This is a genomic window from Hymenobacter sediminicola (genome assembly GCF_014250515.1).
GTDB lineage: Bacteria > Bacteroidota > Bacteroidia > Cytophagales > Hymenobacteraceae > Hymenobacter > Hymenobacter sediminicola.
Genome location: NZ_CP060202.1, coordinates 3221376 through 3247321, shown reverse-complemented (window position 1 = coordinate 3247321; position 25946 = coordinate 3221376). Strand labels below are relative to the sequence as shown.

At 57.3% G+C, this 25946-nt stretch carries 23 protein-coding genes and 1 tRNA gene; 14 read left to right on the top strand and 10 right to left on the bottom strand.

Features of this window, described 5'->3' with window-relative positions; all coding sequences use genetic code 11:
• Positions 1-50: 50 nt before the first annotated feature.
• The 5 genes from H4317_RS13850 to H4317_RS13830 form a co-directional block, all read right to left on the bottom strand.
• Positions 51-284: a hypothetical protein gene (locus tag H4317_RS13850; RefSeq protein WP_185887173.1), complete on the bottom strand. Its 234-nt coding sequence runs from the start codon at positions 282-284 to the stop codon at positions 51-53.
• A gap of 118 nt (positions 285-402) precedes the next feature.
• Positions 403-3801, bottom strand: coding sequence for a DEAD/DEAH box helicase (locus H4317_RS13845; RefSeq protein WP_185887172.1), 3399 nt, complete (start codon positions 3799-3801; stop codon positions 403-405).
• A 72-nt stretch (positions 3802-3873) separates the two neighbouring features.
• On the bottom strand, positions 3874-5106 hold the full coding sequence (gene sbcD / locus H4317_RS13840; protein ID WP_185887171.1) for an exonuclease subunit SbcD: 1233 nt from the start codon (positions 5104-5106) through the stop codon (positions 3874-3876).
• A 130-nt stretch (positions 5107-5236) separates the two neighbouring features.
• On the bottom strand, positions 5237-6613 hold the full coding sequence (locus H4317_RS13835) for an MBL fold metallo-hydrolase (protein WP_185887170.1): 1377 nt from the start codon (positions 6611-6613) through the stop codon (positions 5237-5239).
• A 227-nt stretch (positions 6614-6840) separates the two neighbouring features.
• Positions 6841-7278, bottom strand: coding sequence for a DUF4890 domain-containing protein (locus tag H4317_RS13830; RefSeq protein WP_185887169.1), 438 nt, complete (start codon positions 7276-7278; stop codon positions 6841-6843).
• A gap of 210 nt (positions 7279-7488) precedes the next feature.
• Here H4317_RS13830 and H4317_RS13825 point away from each other — a divergent pair, with 210 nt between their 5' ends.
• Complete coding sequence (locus tag H4317_RS13825; protein WP_185887168.1) at positions 7489-9075, top strand: amino acid permease; 1587 nt, start codon at positions 7489-7491, stop codon at positions 9073-9075.
• Positions 9076-9154: 79 nt separating this feature from the next.
• Here H4317_RS13825 and H4317_RS13820 read toward each other — a convergent pair whose 3' ends face one another.
• A complete protein-coding gene (locus tag H4317_RS13820) occupies positions 9155-9379 on the bottom strand; it encodes a hypervirulence associated TUDOR domain-containing protein (RefSeq protein ID WP_185887167.1) in 225 nt (74 codons plus the stop codon).
• 186 nt (positions 9380-9565) lie between these two features.
• Here H4317_RS13820 and H4317_RS13815 point away from each other — a divergent pair, with 186 nt between their 5' ends.
• The 7 genes from H4317_RS13815 (at position 9566) to aspA (ending at position 16967) form a co-directional block, all read left to right on the top strand.
• On the top strand, positions 9566-10339 hold the full coding sequence (locus H4317_RS13815; RefSeq protein WP_185887166.1) for a sensor histidine kinase: 774 nt from the start codon (positions 9566-9568) through the stop codon (positions 10337-10339).
• 145 nt (positions 10340-10484) lie between these two features.
• Entirely contained in the window at positions 10485-11165 is a 681-nt protein-coding gene (locus H4317_RS13810) for a response regulator transcription factor (protein ID WP_185887165.1), read from the top strand.
• A gap of 478 nt (positions 11166-11643) precedes the next feature.
• Positions 11644-11766: a hypothetical protein gene (locus tag H4317_RS19405; RefSeq protein ID WP_260625673.1), complete on the top strand. Its 123-nt coding sequence runs from the start codon at positions 11644-11646 to the stop codon at positions 11764-11766.
• Between the two features lie 123 nt (positions 11767-11889).
• Positions 11890-13941, top strand: a complete 2052-nt coding sequence (locus H4317_RS13805) for an RICIN domain-containing protein (protein WP_185887164.1) — start codon at positions 11890-11892, stop codon at positions 13939-13941.
• Between the two features lie 12 nt (positions 13942-13953).
• The gene (locus H4317_RS13800) at positions 13954-14865 is read left to right on the top strand and encodes a DUF6929 family protein (RefSeq protein WP_185887163.1); all 912 of its coding nucleotides are present in this window, start codon (positions 13954-13956) and stop codon (positions 14863-14865) included.
• Positions 14866-14986: 121 nt separating this feature from the next.
• Positions 14987-15265, top strand: a complete 279-nt coding sequence (locus H4317_RS13795) for a hypothetical protein (protein ID WP_185887162.1) — start codon at positions 14987-14989, stop codon at positions 15263-15265.
• Positions 15266-15560: 295 nt separating this feature from the next.
• Complete coding sequence (gene aspA, locus H4317_RS13790; RefSeq protein WP_185887161.1) at positions 15561-16967, top strand: aspartate ammonia-lyase; 1407 nt, start codon at positions 15561-15563, stop codon at positions 16965-16967.
• A 53-nt stretch (positions 16968-17020) separates the two neighbouring features.
• On the opposite strand, the gene H4317_RS13785 is transcribed toward aspA, so the two are convergent.
• From H4317_RS13785 to H4317_RS13770, 4 genes are all read right to left on the bottom strand, one after another.
• Positions 17021-17102 (bottom strand) — tRNA-Leu (locus H4317_RS13785).
• A gap of 25 nt (positions 17103-17127) precedes the next feature.
• Positions 17128-17664 (bottom strand): Fe-S protein assembly co-chaperone HscB, encoded by a 537-nt coding sequence (gene hscB, locus H4317_RS13780; RefSeq protein ID WP_260625672.1) that lies wholly within the window; start codon positions 17662-17664, stop codon positions 17128-17130.
• Positions 17665-17712: 48 nt separating this feature from the next.
• On the bottom strand, positions 17713-18033 hold the full coding sequence (locus tag H4317_RS13775; protein WP_185887160.1) for a putative quinol monooxygenase: 321 nt from the start codon (positions 18031-18033) through the stop codon (positions 17713-17715).
• 118 nt (positions 18034-18151) lie between these two features.
• Positions 18152-18922 carry an SAM hydrolase/SAM-dependent halogenase family protein gene (locus H4317_RS13770; RefSeq protein ID WP_185887159.1) on the bottom strand — a complete coding sequence of 257 codons (771 nt, stop codon included), beginning with the start codon at positions 18920-18922 and terminating at the stop codon, positions 18152-18154.
• A 133-nt stretch (positions 18923-19055) separates the two neighbouring features.
• Between H4317_RS13770 and H4317_RS13765 the strand changes: the two genes are divergently transcribed.
• The 6 genes from H4317_RS13765 to H4317_RS13740 all read left to right on the top strand — a co-directional run bounded on the left by H4317_RS13765 (position 19056) and on the right by H4317_RS13740 (position 25697).
• Positions 19056-20174, top strand: a complete 1119-nt coding sequence (locus H4317_RS13765) for a PhoH family protein (RefSeq protein ID WP_185887158.1) — start codon at positions 19056-19058, stop codon at positions 20172-20174.
• 163 nt (positions 20175-20337) lie between these two features.
• Positions 20338-20772, top strand: coding sequence for a GNAT family N-acetyltransferase (locus H4317_RS13760; RefSeq protein ID WP_185887157.1), 435 nt, complete (start codon positions 20338-20340; stop codon positions 20770-20772).
• A 115-nt stretch (positions 20773-20887) separates the two neighbouring features.
• Positions 20888-23137, top strand: coding sequence for a ComEC/Rec2 family competence protein (locus H4317_RS13755; RefSeq protein ID WP_185887156.1), 2250 nt, complete (start codon positions 20888-20890; stop codon positions 23135-23137).
• A 177-nt stretch (positions 23138-23314) separates the two neighbouring features.
• Positions 23315-24127: an enoyl-CoA hydratase/isomerase family protein gene (locus H4317_RS13750; protein WP_185887155.1), complete on the top strand. Its 813-nt coding sequence runs from the start codon at positions 23315-23317 to the stop codon at positions 24125-24127.
• A gap of 143 nt (positions 24128-24270) precedes the next feature.
• Entirely contained in the window at positions 24271-24789 is a 519-nt protein-coding gene (locus tag H4317_RS13745) for a sterol desaturase family protein (protein WP_185887154.1), read from the top strand.
• Positions 24790-24791: 2 nt separating this feature from the next.
• Positions 24792-25697: a MerR family transcriptional regulator gene (locus H4317_RS13740; protein WP_185887153.1), complete on the top strand. Its 906-nt coding sequence runs from the start codon at positions 24792-24794 to the stop codon at positions 25695-25697.
• Positions 25698-25946 lie beyond the last annotated feature (249 nt).

Here is a 25946-nt window from a genome sequence, read left to right as displayed (position 1 = left end):
CGTCTTAACTGGCGTGGAGCGGGGCGTTTTGAGTTGCTTCGGTAGCTACTCTATTTGTTGCCGGTGAAGCTGGGCGTGCTGGCGTTTCTGTTCTTGTTGCGGCTGTAGAGGTAAGCAGCACCCGCCGCTAGCAGCGCACCGCCTAGCAGCTTACGGCTTCCGCCGGAGCGAGCAGGCGTGTCATACGTTCCGGTAGTAGGGTTAACGGCAGTGCGTCCCCCAAACAGGCCCGAAATCAGGCCACCAAGTGTACCGCTCGGGCGGTCAGAACCAAATATGCTCATGATTGACAAGGGAAAAATGGTGTAAAGGCTCTAACGCAACTCAGGCGTGAGGGGTTGAGGAAAATTGCGGCCTCCCACATTAGTGTAGGGGCGGGGACAAGTCCCGCTTCCTGCAGTGTCAGGCCAGCAACTCCAGCAATTCCTGCGGCGTGAGCGACTTTAGTAACGACGCGTCGGTTTTGATAAGGTCGTGGGCCAGTTCCTGCTTGGTTTCCTGCAGCTTTCTGATTTTGTCCTCAATCGTATCGGGGCAGATGAGGCGCACGGCTACCACCTTGCGGGTCTGGCCGAGACGGTGGGCGCGGTCAATGGCCTGGTTTTCAACGGCCGGATTCCACCACGGGTCCACGAGGTACACGTAGTCGGCGGCGGTGAGGTTGAGGCCCACGCCGCCTGCTTTCAGCGAAATCAGGAACACGCGCACCGAATCGTCTTCCTGAAACGCCCGCACGGCAGCGGCCCGGTTGCGCGTCTGGCCCGTGAGCTGCTGGTAGCCGATGCCGCGCCGTTCCAGCTCCGGCCGAATCAAATCGAGCATCCCGACGAATTGCGAGAAAACCAGGAGCTTGTGCTGCGGCGCTTTGCTCTCGATTTCCTCCAGCAGCACCTCCAGCTTGGCCGATTCTGACCCGTACGATTCGGCATCGGCAAGTAGGGCGGGAGCATTGCAGATCTGGCGCAGGCGGGTGAGGCCCTGCAGAATATGCGCGCTGTTTTTGCGGGGCGAGTCGGGATGCTGGCCCAGCAGTTTGGCCCGAAATTCCTGGCGGCAGGCCTCGTAGATGCGGCGCTGGGCGGCGCCCATCTCGCAGTACAGCACCATTTCGGTTTTGGCAGGTAGTTCGGACGCTACCTGGGCCTTGGTGCGGCGCAACACAAACGGACTGATTTTGCGCTGTAGCGCCCGCGCATGTCGGCCATCCTTAAACTTGTCGATGGGAGCCGCAAATTGGTCCTGGAAGTGCTGGCGGCTGCCCAGCAAACCGGGGCAGGCAAACGAAAGCTGCCCGTATAGGTCATAAGTGCTGTTTTCGACCGGTGTGCCCGTCAGCACCAGGCGGTTGCGGGCCTGCAGCAGGCAGGCGGCGCGGTAGCGCTGCGAATCGGGGTTTTTGATGGCCTGCGCCTCGTCCAGCACTACGTAGTTGAAGCGGTACTCGCGCAGCCACCGGATGTCTGATACCATGGTGTTATAGGTAATCAGGACGATGTCATAAGTGTCGAAATCCGGCGCCTTCTGGCCGCGCCCCGCACCCTGCAGCGCATGTATCCGCAACGAAGGCGCAAATTTCTCTGCCTCCGCCTGCCAGTTGAATATCAGCGACGCCGGCACCACCACCAAATTGGCCGCCGTGTGTCCCTTTTCACGCAGATGCAGCAGGAAGGCCAGCACCTGCACTGTTTTGCCCAGGCCCATGTCATCGGCCAAGCAGCCCCCGAAATTGAAGGTGTCGAGGAAGTTGAGCCAGTTGAGGCCCTGCCGCTGATATTCGCGCAACGTGGCCTGCAGCCCAGCTGGCACCATTACCGGCGCAATGCCGGTGAAATCGGCCGCCGCGGCGTGGTAGCGGGCCAGCTGAGTTGTAGCAGAGGGTGCCAGGGTTTCCGGGTCGTATAGCTCGGCAAGAGTGGCGAAGCTGATGCTGGGCGTGCGAATCCGGTCATTCTCGATGTGGCCAGCGGCAAACCAGGCCGCAAATTTCTCCATCCACTCCTGGGGCAGAATGCCGCGCGTACCATCGTCGAGCTGTACGTAGCGGCGCTTGTTACGTACGGCTTGCTGCAGGTGCTGCAGCGTCACCTGCTGCCGGCCAAACCGCACGCCCACGGCCGTATCAAACCAGTTGGTCTCGCCAGTTACGCGTACCGTAATGCGGGCTTTATGCGGGTTGAGGATGTTCTTTTTCAGCTGATTGAACCCCAGGATGGTAATGCCCGCCCGGCGCCAGTCCTCAAAAGCTTCCAGAAACCATTCTTCCCGCAAGAACTGCGTTTTGGGCACGTGCAATGCCTCCTGCTGCAGCTGCTCCCGAAACTCGGGGTAATGCTTTAGTAAGGCCGCCACAAACCGGTCTTCGGCGGCGGCATCCCGCGCTAATACAAACGGCCGGCCCAACTCATCCACTGCATGCAGCTGCCGCCGCGAGAGTATGGATACTTCCTTCGGGCCGTAGCGCATCACTGGCAGCAGCTCCACGCTCGGGCCGGCGTCGGAAAGGTAAAGCAGCAGTTCCGGAGGCGTATCAAAGCCGCTGGCTGCCCGTTGCTCGGGCGTGGCCGGACGCAGATGGCCGTAGCTAATGTGCAGGCGGTCCTCCAGATTGGCCAGCACGTCCCGCTGAAACTCCGGGAACTTGCTCCGGTGAATCAGGAGGGTGTTGTTGCGCTTCTGAAAAAACTCCACCACCCGCCACACCGCCACATCCTCGAGCAAGTACAGCGCTTCCGGTGTCGCCACAAAATACTCGTAGCGGATGGTAAGGGCCTGAAGGTCGTAGGGCTGGTCGTGGAGCAGCAGTTTGCCACTCACGTCGTAATAGTCGCCTTGCTGGGTCACGGTCAGCCGCAGCTCGGTGCGGGCGGTTCGGAGCTGCACGGGACTGATAGACTGGGCCGTGATATTGTCAGAAATAGTAGCGTTGTGTGTGTAGAAAGCTACCCCGGCCGGATTCTGCACCACGACCCGCAATGCGTTGAGAGTTGCCACCGAGCGGGTGTCCTCGAAGTTGCGCTGGAAATGCGCTACGGCCGTGTAAAACTTGATTTCCTCGGCGCTCTGCAGCTGCCAGATGCCTTCCAGCGGATGAAGGGAGCTGATGGGGTTTTTGACCTTGCCTGTAGCCGTAAGCGCCGCCTCGGCCAGTTGTAGCGTCAGGTGCCCGTAGTACTTATGGCGGCCTAGTACCAGCAGTTGCCGGCTACCCGCCGGTGCAATAAGCGGCGCAGACTTCGGCGGTAGCAACTGAGCTATCAACTCTTGATTTGCCACCGCCGTGACGGGATACAACGCTGCCTGCCGGGGCGCTACCGTCACGGACGCCGGGCGGACATATGTCAGCTCGAAATGCGCATCCAGATCAGCGGCCTGCTCTAGGCCATAGTCGCGGGCGGCGGCGCGCAAGTGCTGGTAACGGGCCTGCTGATCGAAGAACAGCCGCAGCTCTTTGCGGTGCAGAATGCTCAGCAGCACCGCTGCCTGATGCTCGCACAGGGTAGTTTTGGGCGTAGTACAGGCGCAGGAAACCAGCAGATTTCCATCCAGCTGCTGCACTTCCACAGTAGGAAAATGTAGAGTGCCGGCTGCTTGGCTGGTGCTGCTAAAGATACCGTGGTTCAGCTCCAGCGTTTCGGGCTGAATGGCAGCCAGCGTGCGGGAATCAGCCTCGGGCAGCGAAGCGCAATGCAGCCAGACAACGGCGCTGGTCAGCTCCGCCACAGTCAGGTTGGGCAGAAGATACTGGTGCGGATGAGGCGACGAGGAAATCGGCATGCAGAAGGCGGCGGCAAGCTTCCGCACGTCAGGTAAAGATACGCGCCGCCCGGCCGTCTGGCTCCCGCGTAGCGGTAGTTGTTACAGCCTGTTGCGCATCTACATTCGCTCCAGCAGCTCGTCGAAGGTGCGCAGCAGTTCGGCGCGGCTGGCTTCGGGTTCGGCTTCGAGGCGCTGCTCAAATACTTCGCGCTCCGTGAAATCGTGGAGGCTGCGCGTGAGTGGGGCGTCGGCTTCTTCCTCCCCCTGCCCGAGGGCCCGGAGCTTCACGAGGCGGAAGTGGCGGCGCGCTAGCACTTCAAGCTGCTGGCGGTCCAGGGCCTGAATGACGGCAAGCAACGCGTCGGCGACTTCCAGCTGCGTCAGCTCCGAATGAATCTGCACATCGGCCCAGGCGGGCAGCAGATAGCCGGTGTTGTCGTAGGTGGTCAGGCCTGTCGTTACCTCATCAAGCGTGCCGTGGAAGCGCAGCAGCCGCCGCGCCCCTGGCACCGGCAGGCTCTGCAGCGCCGCCAGTTTGCCGCTCTCGAAGTCGAGTAGCAGCACTTCCTTGGGGTGGTCTATTTCGGAGAAGGAAAGCGGGATGGGAGAGCCGGAGTAGCGGATATGCTCCCGGCCGTCTACCCGCTGCGGGCGGTGCAGGTGGCCCAGTGCCACGTAGTCGAACACCACCGGGAAATGGTCGGCCGTAACCTGGCCCAGATTGCCGACATGAATCGTGCGCTCGGAGTCCGATGGAGCGGCGCCGGCAGCATAGAGGTGGCCAGTAGCCAATACGGACAGGCCCAAATCTTTCAGCTGCCACACCTGCTCTATTTCCGAAAGGCGCAGGTAGTGGTCGGCAATACCTTGCTTGATACGGGCTTCGCGCTCCTCGGCTGTTTCGCCGGGCACGGAAAGGCGTACGTCCCGGTCGCGCAGGAAAGGCACCGCGCATACTACCAGACCGGGTTTGCCGGCGGCATCGTCCAGCACCAGCACCTGTTCCTCAAAGCACTCGGGCACACAACCTACCACATGCACGCGCAGATGGCGCAGCAGCCGGGCTGGGGCGTTGAGCGTGGCCGGCGAGTCGTGGTTGCCGCCTACCACGACTATGTCGCGGCAGCCGGTGTTCTGCATGCTCAGCAGAAAGCTGTAATACAGCTCCAGTGCCTGATTGGAGGGCGAGCCGGTATCGAAAATGTCGCCGGCTACTACCAGCACTTCCACGTACTGCTCGCGCACCGTCTGCACCAGCCACTCCAGAAAATGACGGTGCTCGTCGGTTCGTTCGTGGCCACTGATGAAGCGCTGGCCCAAATGCCAGTCGGCGGTGTGTAGTACGCGCATTACAAGTAAATGAACTGCAAAGGTAACGGCTAAGCGTAGCTTCCAATTCCATCAAAAGCACAATGGTCCGCGAAGAAAGCCTCCGCGAACCATTGTGGTTAAGTCCTAAGTAGGGCCTGGCCCGTGCCGGTTAGTGAACTGCCTGGGTCTGAAAGGTGGAAATGGCTTCGCCCAAATCATAGACGGTAGTACCGGGCAGCGCGGCCTGCACAATGCTGGCTCCGGCCGCAGAGCGGTAGCCGCCGGCGCAGTGAATAAGCACGGGTTTGCCGGTGGGCACTTCGTGGGCCCGCTCACGCAACTCGGGCAGCGGAATCAACAACGCATTGTCGAACACGGGCTGCTGAGCTTCTGTGCGGTTGCGGATGTCCACAATAGTAAAGTCGTGGGGCTGCTGCCGCACATGCTCCACATCTACCGCCGGGCTGGTGACAGGTAATTCGCGAGGAGTAAGCAGCGCGCCTTTGATGTTGCCCTCATACCCTATTTTAGCGGTTTTGCGGATGACCGTGTCCAGCGCAATCTGCGAATCGGCGACGAGGTAGAACGGTTCCTGAGGGCCTACTACCGAGCCCAACCAGGTTTCGAACTTGCCACCGTCCATCAGGTTGATGGCGCCGGGCAGGTGGCCTTCCCGGAACTGCGCCGCCGGGCGCGTGTCAATGATGATGTTGCCAGCTTCCAGTTCGGCGTCAGGCATCAGGCGTGGTACCGCCCGGATGCTGTCTTCGAAAGGCAAGGCTCCCAGCTTGTTCATCACCACGTCGTGCCCGAAATACTTGGGCATGAAGGGCTGGTCTTCCAGCAGCACTTTAATAAACTCCTCCTGCGACATAGGCTGCAGGGCGTAATTGGTTTTTACCTCTTTGCCTATGGTGCTGTCGAGGTCGGTGCTGGTGGTTTTGCCGCAGAGCGAGCCGGGGCCGTGCGCCGGATATACTTTGGTGGTGGCGGGCAGTGTCATGAGCTTCTGGCGGGTGCTCTGGTAGAGCTGGGCCGCCAGGTCTTCGCGGCTGTGGCCGCCCACGTTGTCGTCTTCGCGCAGGTCAGGGCGGCCTACGTCGCCCACAAACAGCGTGTCGCCGGTGAATACGGCGCGGGTCTGAGCCATTTCGTCCATTAGCAGTACACTAATGGAGTCGGGGGAGTGGCCGGGAGTGTTGATGGCGTGCAGCTCGATGGTACCCAGGCTGATCCGCTGGCCATCATCGAAGGGCTGATGCGGATAGCTGGCACGCACCAGCTTGCTGACATAAATGGTGGCGCCGGTTTCCTGAGCAATTTCCAGGTGGCTGCTCACGAAGTCGGCGTGAGGATGGGTTTCAATGACGGCGACAATCTTGGCGTCGTGCTCGTCGGCGAAATCGTAGTAGGGTTGGGGGTCGCGGGCCGGGTCGATGATGGCTACCTGGCGGCCGCTGCGGATGGCGTAGCTCGCGTGGGCTAGGCCTTTGTCGTAAAACTGCTGGATCTGTACCGACGCGGTACTACTGGGCAGAGGACTCATGGGGTGGTGGATGTGGTGGAGTGCCACCACAAAGGGTGGACTTCTTCAAATGTATTGCCTGAAGATAACTGTAGCAAGCTAAACACTACTGGTTGTGCAAAAAGCAGCTGCCGCTGCCAAAGGTTTCAGGACAGCGGCGTCTCATTTGATAAAGCGGACGACAGTAGTCACAAAAAAGCCCCAGCCAAGCACGGCCGGGGCTTTTTTGTGAAGATGTGCAGCAAGGCTTAGCTCTTCTGCTTCATCTTGCCTTCTTTCATCTTCTCTTTACGCTTGTCCATCCGCTCTTCGCGCATTTGCAGGTATTTGGTGTACTGCTCGGCCGAAAAGACGCTCTTGAGCTGGGCATCGTATTTCTCCTGAATGGCTTTCATCTCCTGACCCGCGCCTTTGCGGCTGTCAGCAGAAGCGAATTTTCCGCGCAGGGCTTGTAGCTCCTGGTTTTCAGCCAGCGCCAGTTCCCGGACCTTGGCGCTCTGGTCGGCGCTGAGGCTCAGTTGCTGGGTGAGGCGCTTGGTTTGCATATCAGCGCGCTGCTCTGGGGTGCGGGCTGCGTCCTGGGTGCGGCCCTGGCCCATGCGGCCAGGCTGCGTGGTGGTTTGGGCAGAGGCTGCACTCATCACTGTGAGGGCAAAAGCAGCGAGTACTACAAGCATCTTTTTCATATCGGGAAAGTCTATGTGAGTGGTTACGGCAGATTAGAACGCTGGCAGAAGCCGGAGTTTAATCTGCGCGCTCCAATTTGCCCTGCCATCATATTTGCAGTTCCCGAAGCACAGAAACGCCTATATTCGGGGCCTCGCAACGGCTTGCAGGCCGTTGCACCTTTTTTGTTTCTACCACTTACTTCTCTTTTTTTCTCTCACCAAACCTGTATGGCAAATATTTTCGCCAAAAAACCACTGGCCCAGTTGCTGGGCGAGGCTAATTCCACCGGGCACGGTACGCTGAAGCGGACGCTGGGCGCTGGCAACCTCGTTGCGCTGGGCGTGGGCGCTATTATCGGGGCTGGTCTGTTTGTGCGGACGGCCGCTGCCGCCGCGCAGGCCTCCGGACCGGGCGTTACGCTGGCTTTCATTGTGGCCGCCATTGGCTGCGTATTTGCGGGCCTCTGCTACGCCGAGTTTGCCGCCATGATTCCGATTGCCGGCTCGGCCTACACCTACGCCTACACCACCATGGGCGAGTTTGTGGCCTGGATTATCGGCTGGGCCCTGATTATGGAATACGCGCTGGGCGCGGCCACTGTGAGTATTGCCTGGAGCGAATACCTGAACAAACTCTTAGAGGCATTCCATATGCCGCCCATATCGTATGAGCTCAGCCACTCGCCCTTCGAAAGCGCGGCCATTGATGGCGTGATGCACAGCGGCCTCATCAACCTGCCAGCCCTGCTGGTGATTGTGGCACTGTCGCTGTTGCTTATCAAAGGCACGCAGGAATCGGCCATGTTTAACGCCATAGTAGTGTTCCTGAAAGTAGCCATTGTGCTGGTTTTCATTGCCGTAGGCTGGCAGTTTATCAACCCAGCCAACCATACGCCCTACCTGATTCCGGAAAATGCTGAGCCCGTGAAAAATGCGGCCGGTACCGTGGTGCGCGAGTACACGGAGTGGAACAAGCATGGCTGGGGTGGTGTGCTGGGCGGTGCGGCCATAGTATTCTTCGCCTTCATTGGGTTTGATGCCGTGAGCACCGCCGCACAGGAAGCCAAGAACCCCAAGCGCGACATGCCCATCGGTATTCTCGGCTCGCTGGCTGTGTGCACCGTGCTGTATATCCTGTTTGGCCACGTGCTGACGGGTGTAGCCAACTGGCGCGAATTCGCTGACCCGGCGCTGGGCGGCGAAGCTTCCGTGACGTATGCCATTAAGGCGCACATGCCTGGCTTCGAGTGGCTGGGTACGGCCGTTACCATGGCCATTCTGCTGGGCTTCTCCTCGGTAATTCTGGTGATGCTCATGGGCCAAAGCCGCGTATTCTTCTCCATGGCCAAAGATGGGCTCATGCCCAAGGCTTTCTCGGAGCTGCACCCCAAATTCAACACGCCTTACAAATCCAACTTGGCGCTGCTCGTATTTGTGGGTGGTTTTGCAGCTTTCGTGCCCGGCTCCCTGGCCGGCGACCTAACCTCGTTTGGTACGCTGCTGGCTTTCGTGCTGGTGTCGGCTGGCGTCTGGATCATGCGCCGCTCCGACCCCGCGCAGCCCCGGCCGTTCCGCGCGCCGCTTTCCTCGCCATCATTCCCGTTTGTACCCGTCATGGGCATTCTGGTGTGCACGAGCATGATTCTGGCCCTGGATGGCTTCACGCTGAAAGTCGCCATGGGCTGGATGATTCTGGGTTTCATCGTGTATTTCCTCTACGGCAAGCGCAACTCCATGCTGCAGCGCGGCATTGTGGTAGTGCCCACCGAAATGGAAGAGCAAGCCTTTATCGAGCCCGACCAGCACAACCGCTAAGCCAGTTGTGCCAGTAACAGAAAGCCCCGCCGGATGCATCCGGCGGGGCTTTCTCTATCTATTCGGAGTGGTTGAAATGCTATTTTCGGGCTTTGGCGGCAGCTGCTTTCACCTCGCTTTGTAGCTTAAGTACCCGGTCACCGTTTTCCTGCACAATCAGATAGGCCGGATTTTCGGGAGTGCCATGGCGGGTTATTTCGGCGCCCTGCAGTTTGCGAGTAACGGACTCCTTGTGGGTTTCCTCGATTTTGCCGGTAGCTGTGCCGGTGCCGTATTTCCAGGTGACAGTCGTGCCTTTGCGCATAGAATAGAGGAGTAAAAGGGATGATGAGCCACCGCAAAGTGGCCCGATGCTTTTTCTGTTTCCTGTTTACTGTAGCTTCTCGAAATACGTTGCCAAAGTGCAGTGGTGCTTTCTAGGGAATATAGCTGCCATCTGGCTGCCGAAACCAGTGCTGCTATTTCCTGTTCGGCCTGCGTACTATTGCTTATGGTCTACTATTTCCTCGTACTTGGCTTGCTCTCCGGGTTGGGCTACCTGCTTTGGGTGCGGCACCAGCTTCTACAGCAGCTTAAACTACTGCAACAGCAGCAGCAACTGAGGCAGTTGCGGGCAGAAGAGGTACTAGTGGTAGATGAGATGGAGCGCCGCCAGTTAGGAACCGCTTTGCACAACGGACTGGGCCAGCTGCTTTCTGCAGTCAAGATGAACCTGTCGGTGCTGGAGCAGCGGCAACTCCTGCTACCCGCAGGAGGCCAGCAGGAGTTGCTGACCAGTACCATAAGCGTGGTAGATGACTCGGTGCGGGAGGTACGCCGCCTGTCGCAGGATCTGCTGCCCAATGCCTTCGTCAGGCACGGTCTGGTAGGTGGCGTGCGTGATCTGGCCAGCCGAATGAGGGCGGCTGGACACTCGCTGGAACTACAGGTAGAGGTAGTGGGCCTCGACCATGAGCGGCTAGCTATGCCAACTGAAATCCTGCTCTTCCGCATGATTCAGGAACTGGTCCAGAATGTCGCGAAGCATGCTCAAGCCACCGAAATGACACTCCAGATTATCCGCCATGAGGACGAGTTAGTTGTGGTGGCCGAAGACAACGGCGTCGGTTTCGATCCAGCTACGCAAAGCACTGGCAGTGGAATGCGGACCATTGAGACGCGCATGGCATACTTAGGCGGCCGTGCCGATTTCGATGCGGCACCGGGGCGAGGAACTACGGTAACACTAGAAATGCCTTTGCATCACACGGACGAGGATTACTAGGCGCTTTGTAAAATGCAAATAACGCTATATTGTGAAGCATAGTCGCAATTCTCGTAACTTCCTTGTCTAGTTGTTGAAGAAGTAAGATGCTGCTACTCAGTAGCCCGTCTTGCGCACTGTGCTGACCTGAGTCCACCGCCTTACCATGAATGAACCAATAGCGAGTCCCCGCCATATCCATGTGCTGCTGGCCGATGATCATCAGATGGTGATTGAGGGCATCAAAACGCTGCTGCAGCAGGAAGCCGATATCCGGGTGGTAGCGCAAGCCTACTCGGGGCAGGAAGCATTACACTGCCTGCAAGACCACCCAGAGGTGAACGTAGCCATTGTGGACCTGAATATGCCGCAGATGACCGGCGTGGAGTTGACGCGTACCATCCAAACCATCCGCCCAGATGTGCGCGTGTTGGCTTTAAGCATGTTCCACGACCACACTTCTGTAACGGAAGTACTGGAAGCAGGAGGGGCCGGGTATCTGCTGAAGAACACCAATAAAGATGAACTGAGTGAGGCAATACGCGCTGTAGCGGCCGGTCGGACCTTTTTTAGCCGGGAAGTAGGTGCCATGCTGCTCCAGAACATGCAGATACCGGCCAATGGCCGCCGCAAATCTTCCGATGGACACCTCATTGAGCTAACAGCCCGCGAGAAGCAGGTGCTGCAACTCATAGCCCGCGAGTATTCCAACTATCATATTGCGGAGCAGCTGTTTATCAGTGAACGTACCGTAGAAACACACCGGAAAAATATTCTCGCCAAGACAAATTCCAAGTCGGTAATTGGGCTGATTCAGTACGCCTTGCGCCACAAACTCATCACCTGATTCAGCAGTTCAGAAGTACCAGCATCAAGCGGGCCGGCTCCTCCATTCGTCAGGATGGGAGCCGGCCCGTCTGTGTTTCAGGCAGAATATCAGCGCCCCTGTTACTACCCGCCTGCTAGTGTTGCTGATACAAGAATGGTTGTCCATGGCGCCCTGAGGCTGATAATTGTATGGCCATCCGTGCCAGTACGGAGCAGATATTCCGTACTGGCACGGATAAATAATTCCGCGGTAGCACGTATTTACATTTATTAAAGAAAAAATATACCTTAGCATCGTTCAATCAAATGATAATATGTTTACATTTGATGTAGTTGACCAGCGCACATTTTAACTATCAACTGCTTTTTGTCTTCGCTCTGCTGCACCTCTGCCTCACACTCCAACACTTGCAACGAAATACATCATGGCTTCAAAAATCCTCTCCTTCATTTGCCACGTTCCCGGCATGATGCCCGGTTCATACCCTTCCGTTCCTATGGCAGCTACCACTAAACCAGACCGTAAACCCGAGCAGAAAGCTCAGAATGGTGGTCATTTCACCGCCATCTACGAAAACGACCGATTTGTCCGCTTTAAGTATATCAGCAACGGACTGTAGCAGCACCTACGCTTTGGCTGTGTTATGCAGGCGCCACGTTCCTTTGCTGGGGCGTGGCGCTTGGCATTCTACGGCCGCCGGGTTTGGGCTAACTTGCAGCCCGTATCCACCGTTTAGCTGCCCATGATTCAATCCCCGTTCCGTTCTCTGCTGTTTGCCTTTCTTCTTACCTGTCTGATAGCAGGGCCACTGCGGGCCCAATTTACCCTTGCTGCCCCCGAAGAAAACGCGTGGTATGGCATTGTAGCCCGTAGTAGTGGCCGCTCACTCGACGTAAGTAAAGGTTCGCAGGAGGCTGGAGCCGCTGCCGTGCAGTGGGAGTTTCACCATCCGAATAGCCAGCAGTGGCGCTTTGTGCGCATCACCCCCGGTGGCGAGTACTACCGCATCGAAGCCCGCCACAGTGGCAAATGCCTGACTGTGGACAAACCCGATGAAAACGCGCCTGTAGTGCAACGACCTTGGTCAGGGAGTTTTTATCAGCAGTGGAAGCTGGTGCCTGGTGGGCCTGCTGGCAGCGTGCAGTTGGTAGTGCGTGGCAATGAGAAATGCGCCGCTATTGCCAATTCTGACAAGTTCAACGGGACAGCCATTGTGATGCAGCGGCCTCAGAACCGGGCCACACAACAATGGCGTCTGTTCCAGCTGCGCCTGAACGTAGACCCTGCCCAGCCAGGGTTTGGTACGCCGGAACCCCTGACTGCCGTCAACACAAACGGCAATGAGCTACACCCTGTGCTGGCTCCCGATGGCAACACACTCTATCTGTCGCGCACGCGTTTCGCCGGCAACACCGAAGGCAATACAGAATCTGGCGACGTGTGGGTTAGCAACTCTGCCGACCAGGGCCGCACCTGGGGACCACCCACGCGCCTTGATGCCCTGAATACGCCGCAGCACAACGGGGTGATGACCGTGGTAGGACCACAAGGCAGCCAGCTACTGGTGCGTGGCACCTACGAGCGGGACGGCAGCTTTCGGGACGAAGGTGTATCACTAGTGGCGCGTTCTGTAGCGAAAGGAGTACGGCCTGCGCCCCTGGAAATAGAGAATTATTACTCATCTGGCCCCGCCACCACCTTCTTCATGACCACCGATGAGAAGGTGCTGCTCCTGTCATTAGAACGTAGCGACACACAAGGCGGCAACGATTTGTATATCAGTCAAAAAGCCTCTGATGGTATTTGGAGCGAGCCACGAAGCCTCGGCAACAACATCAATTCGCCGGGATTTGAGTTTGCGCCCTGGCTGGCTCCCGATGGCAAAACACTCTACTTCAGCTCTTATGGGCACGCGGGGTACGGCAGCTCCGATATTTTTGTCAGCACCCGTCTTGACGATTCCTGGGCCCGGTGGAGTACGCCGCGCAATCTGGGAGCACCCATCAACAGCGCCGGGTTTGAGGCCTATTTTACTCTGTCGCCGGATGGTAAACAGGCGTACTATGCTGCGGCACGTACCGCCAACAGTCCTGCCGACCTGTACCGCACGGCTGCCGGCGTACCGCCAGCCACTGTGCCGGCCGATTCTGTAGCACCAGTAGTAGCGGCTGCAGAACCGTCTGTAGCTGCCCGCACGCTACTCACCGGCCTCGTACGGAACGCCAAAACCCGGGAATTGCTGGCGGCAGAAATCCGCATCATCCGGCTCGGTAATGATATAGCGTTTAATGCTACTGCACGGAGTGTGGCGGGTAGTGGTGCCTTTCAGGCCACGTTGCCAGCTGGCCGCTACCGTCTGGCGGCTACCAGCCCCGGCTTTCTCACCGCTTCCGACACCGTCAGTATGACGGGTTCCCGAACTGTGGAGTTGCTGCTTGTGCCTGCCGCCGTGGGGTCGAGCCTGGAATTGCCCACGTTGATTTTCGCGCAGGGTAAGTACACGTTGCTGCCCGCTTCCTACGCCGAACTGAACCGCCTGGCCCGTACTCTGTCCGACAATCCGACCGTGAACATTCGCCTCGAAGGCCACACAGATAACCAAGGCAAGGCAGACCTCAATCAGAAACTTTCGGAAGACCGGGTGGCGGAAGTGCGGCGCTACCTTATTACACGGGGTGTACCGGAGCAACGTATTACCGTGATTGGCTACGGCGGCACACGTCCACGGGCCAGCAACGACAAAGAAGAAACGCGCCGGCTCAACCGCCGCGTCGAGTTTACGATTGTGAAATAAGAGCCAGTAGAAATGCGCGCCACTATCATCCGGCAGCTTGAACTGCCGAATCTGCCGTCGGCTTCGGGGGTAGAAATTCTGGGCGAAACGGTATACATCATCGGCGACGACTCGCCGTATCTGTACCGTTTCGGGGCGGCAGAACTCCAGCCAGGCCAGACAATCACGCTGTTTGATACGGCCCACTTTAGCGCCGGCCGTATTCCCAAGACCCTCAAACCCGACCTAGAATGCCTGACGGCCCTCACAGATGCCCGCACCGGCGAAACGGGGCTGCTGGTATTTGGCTCGGGAGCTACTGCGGCGCGGGAAGGCGGCTTTTGGGTGCCAGTAGGAGGGAAGCCAGCTGGCGCTACGGTATACCCGGTGGCGCTGGGGCCACTATATACGCGGCTGCGCGAGTTACTTCCGGCTGGTATCACACTAAATCTGGAGGCTATTGCAGCCAGCCCTACGGAGCTACTACTGTTTCAGCGGACAGTGGGCGCAGCGGCGGGCAACTTTATTTTCCGTCTACCGCTGCCTGCCACGCTGGACCATCTGCATCACCGAGTGCCACAGCTGCCGCCGGTACAGGCACAGCACTTCAGCCTGCCTCAGATTGAGGGCAAACCCGCTGGTTTCTCGGGCGCGTCCTTCTACGAAGGAAAATTGTTCGTGACAGCCTCTGTGGAAGATACCATTGATGCCGTGCTTGATGGTGCTGTACTGGGCAGCTTCGTAGGGGTGCTGAATCCGCAGAATCCGGCTGCGTCATTGGCGTCGTTTGCGCTGCTACAGTTGCCCGATGGCAAGCCCTACCGGGGCAAAGTGGAAAGTGTGGCTGTGCGCCGAACCCTTGGGACCGGCCATTACGAACTGCTCCTGGTAACAGACGACGACCAGGGTGGATCAACTGCCGTGCTGGTAGAAGTGCAACTGTAGCCGGGAAGCAAATCCAAGGCGTCGGATTCTTGAAGAGCAGCAGGAATAGTGAGTTGCTAGGGAATTAACTGCTGCAGAAAAGCGTTGAAAGGTACGTGTCTTACCGCTTTTTAGCCTTTGTATGATTCTCTTCAACACTCGTTTTTTGTATCCGGTTAGTGCTGTAAAGATGCAGGAGCAGCAGGGGTTGTTACCGGCCGAGTTTCTGCAGTCAGTCCAATTGCTGCAGCCTTTTTTGGAAAAGGAAAAAGCGTACGGTGAAGTATGCTCTACGCATGTTACATCTCCTCGTGGCCGCCAGTTGGTAGTGCAGTATCGCAAAACATACTCTCCCCAGGATGGGTTCGTGGTAGAAATTCTAGATGCTGAAGTAGTGCGTCCGCTCGCTAACGCGGCGTAGAGCCAGGTTCTTCAGACTAAGTAATGCCCTTGGCTTGCGGTAGTGTACCAGTTGTCCTGGCACTGCTCCAGGTCAAGGGCGTTGTGGTTTTATCAGGGTGTAAGATTATGGGATTCGGTACGTGCTACCAGATGCAGCCATCCAATACATAGTATACGGCGGCAGTATCTGTAGCACTGCTCGGTTTATTCCGAAACTGCTGGCAGCCGAACTCCCAGTGGTACGGATGGGCGGGCAGGTTTCGACCTGAGCCGCTACCTTTCGGCTCCCAACCCATTTTCCTGACCTGTTTCCGATGCAAACTACCCGACTTGAACACGATTTTCTCGGCGAACGAGCTATTCCTGAAGAAGCGTATTATGGTATCCAGACGCTGCGGGCGATGGAAAACTTCAATATCACGGGCATTCCATTAAAGTCGGAGCCGCTGTTTGTACAGGCGCTGGCTTACGTGAAAAAGGCTGCCGCTCTCACGAATCGGGAGCTTGGTGTGCTGGATCCTACTATTGCCGACTACATCGTGCGGGCTTGCGACAAAGTGGCTTCAGGCGAGCTGAATGATCATTTTCTGACCGATATGATCCAAGGTGGTGCGGGCACGTCAGTGAATATGAATGCCAACGAAGTCATTGCCAATGTGGCCCTGGAGTTGATGGGGAAACCCAAAGGGCAATATGAATTTTGCCATCCCAACAACCATGTCAACTGTTCTCAGTCCACCAATGATGCGTATCCTACTGCTTTCCGCATTGCTCTTAGCAATAAGCTGGTCGGCTATAGTGCCACTTTAGGACAACTGGCCGATGCCTTTGCGACCAAAGGCGAGGAGTTCCGCAATGTGCTGAAAATGGGCCGTACGCAGCTGCAGGATGCTGTGCCCATGAGTATGGGCGACGAGTTTAAGGCGTTTGCCACCAACCTGCGGGAAGAACTGTTGCGCATAGAAGACAGCCGCCGCTTGATCAGCGAAATCAACATGGGAGCCACGGCCATTGGTACCCGCGTGAATGCCCCTGATGGGTACGCTGAGTTGGTAACACAGCATCTGCGGGCCATTACTGGCCTCGACCTGAGTCTGGCTGGCGACCTGATAGAAGCCACCTACGACACTGGCGCCTACGTGCAGCTTTCTGGGGTGCTAAAACGGACGGCTGTGAAGCTGTCCAAAATCTGCAACGACCTGCGCCTGCTGTCCTCGGGGCCGCGCACCGGCCTGTTCGAAATCAACCTGCCGCCACTGCAGCCTGGTTCTAGTATTATGCCCGGTAAAGTAAATCCGGTGGTGCCGGAAGTGGTCAACCAAACAGCTTTCTACGTCATCGGTGCCGACCTGACGGTGACAATGGCCGCCGAAGGCGGGCAGCTTCAACTGAACGTGATGGAGCCGGTTATCAGCTTCGCGCTGTTCACCAGCATCAGCTATATGACAAATGCCTGCCACACTTTGCGGGAGAAATGCGTGCTGGGTATTACCGCCAATGCTCAGCACACCGAGAATATGGTGCGCAATAGCATCGGCATCGTGACCCAACTAAATCCGGTGCTGGGCTACGAAGCATCCGCCGAAATTGCGAAAGAGGCATTGAAAACCGGTAAGTCGGTGCACGATATTGCCGTAACGGAGCGCCAACTGCTGACACAAGCCAAATGGGATGAGATTTTCACGTTTGAAAACCTAATACGGCCAGGCTTTATTCAGTAAACACCATTACAACAAAAAAAAGGCCCCTGCTTAGTGAAGCAGGGGCCTTTTTGTACCCAGAGCCGGGGTCGAACCGGCACATCTTTCGATATCGGTGTTTGAGACCGACGCGTCTACCGATTCCGCCATCTGGGCATATTAACAACCGGGCCTGTCGGTATCAGGAACGGGCTGCAAACTTAGCTAGACTTTCTCGAATGCGCAACAAATACCGTTTTTTGAGATAATAGGTACGTATCTGCTGCAATGCTGGCGTGCGTGCATCTTCTTCAAGATATTCATAGCCAGATAGTACTGGCTCGATACCCTTTTCCAGCTCTGCTGTGAGAATATTCACTTCGTTTTCTACACGCGCGGCAACAGCCGGGTCAGGATCAAACTCCAGTTCCATTAGTTGCTCGTTCAATTCCATGACTTCCATGAGGAAATCAGCGGGTATTTCCTGTTTGCCTTCTTCCAGCAAGCCATGACGGCTGAGAATATAGGCCATGCGTAAGTCAGGGTCGGAGAGAGTGCGGTAGGCGTTAGTGTTTAGTGTGGCCAGATGCAGGGTTTCCTGCTGTTGCTCGGCGGAAGCGGTAGCGTGAAAATCAGGATGGTGTTGGCGGCTTAGAGCGTAATAAGCGCGTTTCAGAGCTGCTTCTTCGGGGCGGAAGGTTTCCGGCAGTTGATAAAACGCGAAATAATCGGGCACCATAAGCAGAAGTGAAAACGAGGCTGAAGAAAGAAGGTACAACCGACCCGCTCAGTGAATAGTTGTAGCGCTGCTGATTTCGGCGCTGGTAGCGGGGTGTACGGAGAAAGCCAGTGGAGGGGCCGCAAACAGGCGCTTGGTAGCGGGCCATACCTGCCCAAACAGAGCTGAACGGCGGTATGTATTTAGCGCCTCCACCGATTCCCAGTGACTGTGGGTACAGTAGATGTGAGGCTGGTCTGCATCCTGCCACAGTTCCAGAAAGCGGCAGCCCGGCATCTTCCGGATCTGGTCCTCCGAGTCGTGAAACAGCTGGAGAAAAGCGCCAACATTTTCCGGCGCAAACGTCATGCGCACAATTCGAATCAACATGTCAGCGAAGAAGAGAAGAGGTAGTAAATGGATCTATCAATACAGAATAAATTACTTAACATAATAAATAAACAGAATATAAAAAGCCTCATTCAGGGCAGTGTAAGTGGGTTTGTAGCTATGCAGGGAATCGGATATCGACCTGAGAATCGAAGTGTAGACCGAGCAGTTCTGCCGCATTACCTTGGTTGATACCGATGCACAACTGGTCCTGACTATTGAATATGCACACTATTTCACCCGGATCAGCAGCCTGAAAATGGGCCATAACGCTGCGCACTGTTTCGCGGGCAAAATGGATAGTGTAAGGCCTGTTGCGCCCGATAACCTCCAGCGCCGGGCGGGTGATGTTGGTGATGAGGTTGCCGTAGTGGTCGACGTGAATGATATGGCCAGTGATACGGTTGTCCTGTAAGCGCACCTGGCGGTTGAGCAACGAGTATAGCTCCGTAGTAGTGGGCCCAAGGTCTGGAAGCAGGCCGCCCTGGGCCAAGTGCACGGCCGCCGGGGCCAGCAGGTCACGAGTAGGAGAGGATGTAGCAGGGGTGGCCGTGCCGAGGGCTACCAACTCTTCCGGCTGCCCATCGCAGAGTAGAGCCAGGAGGCCATTGTCGGCCGCCACAAAGTAGTGCCCCTGAAAGCTGGCTGCATGCCAGGCCGCGCGCGGACCGCCCAAATCGTTTACACCAATCAGGTGCACTGTGCCTTCCGGGAAGTCGCGAAATACGGCTTGGAGAACGTGTAGGGCGTGGGCGATGTTAAAGGGTTCGACGGCATGGGTGATATCTATAACCGGCACGGTAGGTGCCAGCTGTAGAATCCGCGCCTTCACCGCTGCCACATAATGGTCGCGGTAGCCGAAGTCTGACAGAAACGTAATCAACCCCATTGCCGGAAATCCTGAGTTCTTCGTACTATTGTTTGGGTGCCCCAAGGGCGGCAAAAGTAGGCTATTTAGCCGAACCACTGCCTGTAAATGAGGTGCCTTTTTCCTAACTCCCTAGCTACAAAACCCCCACGATTTGGTCGAGAAAGTCATCACGCTCGAAAACGTGTCCCTGATAGATTTCCTGGGGCCCGACAACCAGAATATCCGCCAACTGGCGGCGGCTTTTCCGGGTAGTAAAATTATTTCACGCGGCAACGAGATTAAAATTCAGGGCCAGACGCCTGTTATCAGCCGCATCAACGATATCCTGTCGGCGCTGCTGGAGCACTACCACCAGTACGGGCAGATTACCGACAAAACTGTTGCTCAGTACTTATCCTCAGCCGATGAGGACCAGCAGGACCGCATGTTGGCGGCCTCGCCCGACGTGATTCTGTTTGGGTCCAAAGGCGGCGTTATTAAGGCCAAAACGGCCAACCAGCAGCGTCTGGTGGACACGGTACTGAAAAATGACCTTGTGTTTGCACTAGGGCCGGCCGGTACCGGCAAAACCTACATTTCGGTGGCGCTGGCGGTACGGGCGCTGAAAAACAAGGAAGTCAAGAAAATCATCATTTCGCGCCCCGTGGTAGAAGCTGGTGAAAGCCTCGGCTTTCTGCCCGGCGACATGAAAGAGAAGGTAGACCCCTACTTGCGCCCGATTTATGACGCGCTGGAAGACATGCTCCCACCTGAGAAGTTCAAGTTCTATCTCGAAAACAAAACCATCGAAATAGCACCGCTGGCCTACATGCGCGGCCGCACGCTCAACAATGCGTTTGTACTTCTGGATGAAGCCCAGAACACTACTCCTTCGCAGCTGAAGATGTTTCTGACCCGGATGGGCCCTTCGGCGAAGGTGATGGTGAACGGTGACCGGAGCCAGATTGACCTGCCCACCAAGCAGAAGTCCGGCCTGATTCAGGCGCTGGATATTCTGCGCGACGTGCCGGGCATCGGGTTCGTGGAAATGACGGCTGAAGACGTGGTGCGTCACCGTCTGGTGAAGCAGATTGTGCAGGCCTACGACAAGTTTGACGTGGAAATGCAGCATGAGCAGGCCAACCAAGCTAACCGCCCTATCCGCGAGTACCAGCCCTACCGCCGGCCTAACAATCCCGGCAATGCAGGCTCCGACCCCGGCAAGCACCCCGATGCCCGCCGCGAAGACGACGGTACTAGAGAACTGCCCGTCAACCACGAGCAAATCTAGCCTATTGCTTAAGCGGCTGCCTTCAGGCCTTACAGAAGCTGCTGCCGAAACACCAGAGCCGTTGCCCGTCGGGTGGCGGCTCTGGTGTTTTTAGAGCCTTTTGCTACCGCACAGGGCTATTCCATAGAGGCCGCTTTAAACTGATCAGAAAACACTACACGCTATGAAAGTCCATCGAATAACCAGCGAATCTGACCTGAAAGCAGCACTTGCTATCAGGCGCACAGTGTTTGTGCTGGGCCAGAGCGTGCCCGCCGAGCTGGAGCAGGACGCCCACGACCACACCGATGCCACACATTATCTGGCCCTGGCCGATGACGATACGCCTTGCGGCGCGGCGCGCTGGCGCGTCACGGAAAGCGGCGTGAAGCTGGAACGCTTTGCCGTGCTGGCCGACTACCGCAACCAGCAAACCGGCGCCGCGCTGCTCCGTCAGGTGCTGCAGGACGTAGCGGCAGCACACCCGCACGCTACCGTATACCTAAATGCCCAGCTACCGGCCGTACGCTTCTACGAACGACACGGATTTGAGAAAGTAGGGCAGATGTTTGAGGAAGGCGGCCTGCAGCACTACAAAATGGTGTGGCAGCCCTCCTGATACAATGTTTGAAGCGCAGAAAAGCCCTTTCGATGGAGAAATCGAAGGGGCTTTTTCGTGGGTCTTGCGTGCCAGTGTATATATTGAGAAGCAATACTATATCACTCGTGTACTTATGATTCACTGGGCTTCCTACGCCTTTGTGCGCCTTACGCTGGCGCTGGTTGCCGGCATCTTGACCTTTCTCTATTTCGGCGAAGTGCTGCCGGATTTGCGGTGGCCGCTGGCCGGACTTGTCATTCTTTTTTTTGCCGTTCAGGCAGCCGTGCGGCGCAGCCCCAACCCAGCTTCGGCCGATGACGCCGGCCTAATAGCAGTGCTGGCCGTGTACATGACAGGCGCGGCCCTTACGCAGCAGGCCACTGAGTCGCGGGACGCGGCGCACCTCTACCGGTTTGGCAGCCGCATCGAGTACTACCGAGCCGTGGTGGACGACTATACAGTGGTTCGGCCTGCTACCTATGCTACCACCGTGCGCGTTTCGGCGGTGCGGGTGGGCGGGGAGTGGCGCCCGGCCGTGGGCGGCATCCGGATATCCATCCCGCGCGACTCCGGCGTGGTAGCTCCACAATACGGCGACGTGTGGCTGGTGCGGGGCACGCCGGCACCCAGCAAAGCACCGCTCAACCCTGGGGAGTTTGACTACCGCCGCTACCTGGAATACCATCAGGTGTATCACCAGCAGTTTATTCACCCCGACCAGTACCAAACCGTTGCTACTGAGCCGCCCAGCTACCTGAAGGCGGCCGCCATGCGCGCGGCCCGCGTGCTGGATGGCGTATTCCGGCAGTATGTGCAGGCCAAACGGGAGTATGCGTTGGCCTCGGCGCTGGTGCTGGGCATCAAAGACGACATCGACCAGCAGACCAAGCAGGCCTACGCCAACACGGGTACCACGCACATTATGGCCGTGTCAGGGTTGCAGGTGGGGCTGTTGTTCGGGGCCGTGACGTGGCTGCTGGGGCTGCTGCCAGGGCGGCGCGGGCCACTGTTTCGGTTCGTGACGGCCGCACTAGGGCTGGCCGTTATCTGGAGCTACGCCTTCCTGACAGGCCTGTCGGCTTCGGTGCTACGGGCGGCCGTGATGTTCACGTTCATCATTGTGGCGCGAGCCACGCAACGGCAAACCAACATGTTCAATACGCTGGCCGTGGCGGCTTTCTGCCTGCTCTGCTACGACCCGTATCTGCTCTGCGACGTTGGGTTTCAATTGTCTTTCCTGGCCGTTATCAGCATCGTGTACCTGCAGCCGCGCATTGTGGCATGGTTCGATGTGAAGGACTATTTTCTGCAAAAGCAGCGGCCGTGGCAAACCAAAGCGGTGCAGAAATTCTGGAAATGGAGTGGCAAGTTTCTTGACGGCGTCTGGCAGGCCACGGCGCTGTCGTTGGCGGCGCAAGTTGCCACGTTTCCGCTGGGCTTGTTCTATTTCCACCAGTTTCCGCTTAGCTTCCTTTTCTCGAACCTGGTGGCAGTACCGATTTCCAGCGGAGCCGTGTACGTGGGGCTGGGCCTGCTGGTATTGAAAGGATTTGTTGCACTTGTAGGGCTGGCTTCGGCGAGTGTCGCTCAAGTGCTGGACATTCTGCCCCAGCTTGTTGCTAGGGTATTTGAATGGATGATTTGGCTGTTTAACGAATACATTTTCTGGATTGGCCGTGCCATGCCCGGTGCTCTAATTTCGGGCATTCACGTTACGGCGCCACAAGCCTGGCTGATATGTGGCGTCATTCTGGCGCTGCTGACGTTTTTCCGGCTCAAGAATCTGGCGTGGCTGGGGCTGGCGTGTGCGCTGCTGGGTGTGTTTGCCGGCAGCCGCGTGTGGGCCGCACACAAGCTGGCCCCCGATGAGCGGCTTGTGATTTACAGCATCCCGCGCCGTTCAGTGGTAGGGTTCTGGCAGGGGGCGGCCGCCCACATTGTCAGCGCCGACTCGCTGCCACTCAACGAAACGGAGCGTACCTACCGCATCGTGCCCGGCATCATTCAGCGGGATGCCCGCCGGGTAGCTTATTATGCGGGCTGGCGCGGTGGGCCGGTGCCGGCTACGGCCGATACGGCTGCCCGCACCAACTTGGTACTGGCCGTGTGGCGGGGCGTGCGAGTGGCTTTTGTAGCCGGCCGGCTGACCGGAGCGCGGAAGGCAGTGCCGGTGGATGTGGTGGTGCTGCGCCGCAATGCCCGCGTATGGCCCGAAGATCTGGATGCTACATTCGGTAAAGCCCCGGCCATCGTTTTCGATTCTTCGTGCAAATCCTGGTACGTGGCCTCCATGCAGGAAAAGCTACAGCAGGCAGGCTGGCAGACGCATGATGTAACGTTGCAAGGCGCTTTTGTGCGGCCAATACAACCACTGGGGAAGTAAAACTCGGGCCTAGCCGAAACTCCAGGCAGGCTTGCCGCGCTATATAGTTTACTTAGCACTGCATTTTTGTTAGGTTTGGATAGTGCCGACCTGATTCTGCTGATTTAGTGCCGCCCGGCCGTTCTGCTGCGCAGAACCAGTCCCGCGTTGCTGCTCACCGTTGCAATTCTGTATTCTATGGACAACATGCCCACGCAAGAGTTGGAAGCCCTGCGCTTCATCCGCTATGAGGCTGCCGATGCCATTGGCTATATCACCCTCAATCGTCCTGAAAAACGCAATGCCCTCAGTGCCGACATGGTGTCGGAGCTGAAAATGGCATTTGAGTTTGCTGAGGAGGATACCGCCTGCAAGGTCATTGTGCTGCGCGCCGAAGGAACCGCCTTCTGCGCCGGTGCCGACTTGGCCTACATTCAGGAGCTGCAAAGCTTTGGCTACACCGATAATCTGGCCGATTCTACGCACCTGATGCAGTTGTTTCACCAGATATACACGCTCAAAAAAGTGGTTATTGCACAGGTGCAGGGCCATGCGCTGGCGGGCGGCTGTGGGCTGGCCACTGTTTGCGACTTTGCCTTCACGGTGCCCGAAGCCAGATTCGGCTACACCGAGGTGAAGATTGGTTTCCTGCCGGCCATCGTCAGTGTGTTTTTGCTGCGCAAAGTAGGAGAGGCCCGCACCAAAGAATTACTGCTTACCGGCGATGTGCTTACCGCGCAGCGGGCCTTAGAACTGGGTCTTGTAAACGGGGTCGTAGCTGCTGCAGAACTGGTGAGACACGTGCACGGTTTTGCCCGTCGCCTCTGCATCGAAAATTCGGCTCAAAGCATGGAGGCTACCAAAGAAATGCTGGCCCGCATCCCAGAAATGCCTCTGGAGGACAGCCTGCGCTATGCCGCCCACATCAACGCCGAAGCCCGCGGCTCTCTCGACTGCCGCCGCGGTATTGCCGCTTTTCTGGCGAAAGAGAAAATTACCTGGGAAAACTGACTAGCCTTCTCACAGCAAGGCAGCGCGCCATCATACAATCCGATACTGTGTGGTGGCGCGCTGTTGAGTTTGGCCAAGTGGAATTTGTACCTTTCAACGCCTGTACTTCCAAACTTCTACGCTTCTTTCGTGGTTAGCTCCGCATGACAACGCCTGCAGCCATTGCCACCACGGCGGCTACATTTCTGGGAATGGAGTTTGTTGCATGGTTCATGCACCGCTTTGTGCTGCACGGGCCGCTGTGGTTTCTGCACCGGTCGCACCATGTGCGGCACCCGCACCGCTTCGAGCGCAACGACTTCTTTTTTCTGTTCTACGGCTCCCTGTCGGCGCTCCTTATTGTGTATGGCTCGCCGACCAAGGACTGGCGCTTCTGGGTAGGCGTTGGCATTGCGGTTTACGGCACGCTGTATTTTTTTGTACACGATGTCTTGATTCATGGTCGGTTGCGGTTCTGGCGTAAGTCGCGCAACCCCTATTTGCGGGCCCTGAACATGGCGCATAAGATGCATCACAAAGCCACTACCCGCCACGGCTCCGAAGAATTCGGGCTGCTGTGGGTATCGCCGAAATACTTTACACTGGCGCTACGGCAGCCTGCCCCGACCCGGACTCTGCGGCCCCGGACGGTATCATCGCAAGAAAAGGAGGGAGGCCAATAATCGTGGGACATTACGCAATCAGCGACCTGGAAAAGCTCTCAGGTATCAAGGCACATACCATCCGGATATGGGAACAGCGCTATGGCCTGTTGCGGCCGGTGCGCACTGCCACCAACATCCGCACCTATTGCGACGATGACCTGCGCCGCCTGCTGAATGTGGCCACCCTGTGCGGGCGTGGCTACCGGATTTCCAAAATCGCACAGCTTAGCGAGAAGGAAATAGCTCAAGCCGTTATTTCCTGCAACGATGATGTAAATGACTATTGCCAGCAGGTCCATTCGCTGCTGGCAGCCATGCTGGCCATGGATGAAGTGCAGCTCAACTGCCTCCTGAACCGCGCAATTCGTCGGCTGGGGTTTGAGGCCGCCATCATTCACGTGGTGTACCCCTTTCTGCAGCGGATAGGTGTGATGTGGCAGGCGGGCAGCGTTAATCCGGCGCATGAGCATCTCGTGACGCACCTGCTGCGCCAGAAGATGATGGCCGCCACCGATGCTCTGTCGCCGGTGCCACCTGCTTCGGCCAAGCGGTGGGTGCTGTTTCTGCCCGAAGGCGAGATGCATGAGCTAGCATTGCTGTTCATGAACTACGCCTTGCGGGCCCGGGGGCACCATGTACTGTATCTAGGGCAAAATCTGCCAATTGCGGGCCTCTATAGTGTGTGCAAGAGCTACCAGCCGTATGCAGTGTGTACGGTACTGACAGCCGTGCCGGAACGGGAACGGCTTCAGGGCTTCGTGGAGGAGCTGCGGACGCTGTGCCCCGATGCACTAGTCGTCTTATCAGGCCCGCTGGTCCAAAGCGAAGCCTTGCAACTACCGCCTCATACGGTACGGCTGCGTCTGATTACCGAATTCTTGGCCTTGGCCGACGAGATGAACGTGCAGGTGGCAGAGCCCGCGTAAAGAAAAAATAACCCAGCGGTGCCACTATTTCTGAAAAAGTGTGTCTATACATACAAGTGCCTGTTTAACGGGCGTATACCCTGTTTTTTGCCTCCGAAAAGGGGAAGAATATTCAGTGTAAAGAGGGGGTGTGCCGAATCTTGTACGAATTAATAAATCCTGATTATCAGGCGGTTCGTATCTTGTTTCTAGTGCTGGTGCTCTATTTAGCCTAGCAAGAAAAAATAGTTGTAGCGCAGGTAGACGACT

Coding starts and splice junctions, on each gene's coding strand:
- H4317_RS13760 (WP_185887157.1), top strand. CDS start 20,338: ATGAAAGTCCATCGAATAACCAGCGAATCTGACCTGAAAGCAGCACTT.
- hscB (WP_260625672.1), bottom strand. CDS start 17,664: ATGGTGCCCGATTATTTCGCGTTTTATCAACTGCCGGAAACCTTCCGC.
- H4317_RS13775 (WP_185887160.1), bottom strand. CDS start 18,033: ATGTTGATTCGAATTGTGCGCATGACGTTTGCGCCGGAAAATGTTGGC.
- H4317_RS13815 (WP_185887166.1), top strand. CDS start 9,566: ATGGTCTACTATTTCCTCGTACTTGGCTTGCTCTCCGGGTTGGGCTAC.
- H4317_RS13810 (WP_185887165.1), top strand. CDS start 10,485: ATGAATGAACCAATAGCGAGTCCCCGCCATATCCATGTGCTGCTGGCC.
- H4317_RS19405 (WP_260625673.1), top strand. CDS start 11,644: ATGGCAGCTACCACTAAACCAGACCGTAAACCCGAGCAGAAAGCTCAG.
- aspA (WP_185887161.1), top strand. CDS start 15,561: ATGCAAACTACCCGACTTGAACACGATTTTCTCGGCGAACGAGCTATT.
- H4317_RS13830 (WP_185887169.1), bottom strand. CDS start 7,278: ATGAAAAAGATGCTTGTAGTACTCGCTGCTTTTGCCCTCACAGTGATG.
- H4317_RS13820 (WP_185887167.1), bottom strand. CDS start 9,379: ATGCGCAAAGGCACGACTGTCACCTGGAAATACGGCACCGGCACAGCT.
- H4317_RS13745 (WP_185887154.1), top strand. CDS start 24,271: ATGACAACGCCTGCAGCCATTGCCACCACGGCGGCTACATTTCTGGGA.
- H4317_RS13750 (WP_185887155.1), top strand. CDS start 23,315: ATGGACAACATGCCCACGCAAGAGTTGGAAGCCCTGCGCTTCATCCGC.
- H4317_RS13805 (WP_185887164.1), top strand. CDS start 11,890: ATGATTCAATCCCCGTTCCGTTCTCTGCTGTTTGCCTTTCTTCTTACC.
- H4317_RS13825 (WP_185887168.1), top strand. CDS start 7,489: ATGGCAAATATTTTCGCCAAAAAACCACTGGCCCAGTTGCTGGGCGAG.
- H4317_RS13795 (WP_185887162.1), top strand. CDS start 14,987: ATGATTCTCTTCAACACTCGTTTTTTGTATCCGGTTAGTGCTGTAAAG.
- H4317_RS13755 (WP_185887156.1), top strand. CDS start 20,888: ATGATTCACTGGGCTTCCTACGCCTTTGTGCGCCTTACGCTGGCGCTG.
- H4317_RS13800 (WP_185887163.1), top strand. CDS start 13,954: ATGCGCGCCACTATCATCCGGCAGCTTGAACTGCCGAATCTGCCGTCG.
- H4317_RS13770 (WP_185887159.1), bottom strand. CDS start 18,922: ATGGGGTTGATTACGTTTCTGTCAGACTTCGGCTACCGCGACCATTAT.
- H4317_RS13835 (WP_185887170.1), bottom strand. CDS start 6,613: ATGAGTCCTCTGCCCAGTAGTACCGCGTCGGTACAGATCCAGCAGTTT.
- sbcD (WP_185887171.1), bottom strand. CDS start 5,106: ATGCGCGTACTACACACCGCCGACTGGCATTTGGGCCAGCGCTTCATC.
- H4317_RS13850 (WP_185887173.1), bottom strand. CDS start 284: ATGAGCATATTTGGTTCTGACCGCCCGAGCGGTACACTTGGTGGCCTG.